The following is a 523-nucleotide window of genomic DNA, read 5'->3' as shown; positions in this document are numbered from 1 at the left end:
CGGTGGTCCTCGAGTGGATCAATCCGAACTGCCCGTTCTCGCGCAAGCACGCCGAGGCGAAGACGATGATCGCCACCGAAGCGAAGCACCCGGAGGCGATCTGGATCGGGATCAACAGCACGAACCTGAGCCACGGCGACTTCCTCTCCTCCGCAGACCAGAAGGCGTACGCCTCGAAGCAGGGGATCGACTACCGGATTCTCGTCGATTCGAACGGCGCGGTCGGGCACGCCTACGGCGCCAAGACGACGCCGCACATGATCGTCGTCGACAAGAACGGCAAGGTGGCCTACAACGGTGCGATCGACGCCGGCGCCATGAGCGGCGGGAAGGAGAACTACGTCGACGCCGCCCTCACCGCCCTCGCCGCAGGAAGAGCGCCCGATCCGTCGACGACCAAGCCGTACGGCTGCTCGGTCAAGTACTGACCGGCGTCAGAACGGTCCCCCCATCTCGCGGATCGTCGGCTTGCGCTTCACTGCCAGGCCGACGCCGTCGCCGAGCGGCAGCAGCACCGACGCGA

At 66.3% G+C, this 523-nt stretch carries 1 protein-coding gene; it reads left to right on the top strand.

The genetic code is table 11. The features are described 5' to 3' along the window. Positions 1-428: redoxin domain-containing protein (locus tag KDM41_18975; protein ID MCB1185509.1), on the top strand; the 428-nt coding region annotated here is incomplete at its 5' end. Positions 429-523 lie beyond the last annotated feature (95 nt).

It is taken from the genome of bacterium (assembly GCA_020440705.1).
Taxonomy (GTDB): Bacteria; Krumholzibacteriota; Krumholzibacteriia; order LZORAL124-64-63; family LZORAL124-64-63; genus JAGRNP01.
This window is presented reverse-complemented; position numbering and strand designations above follow the sequence as displayed.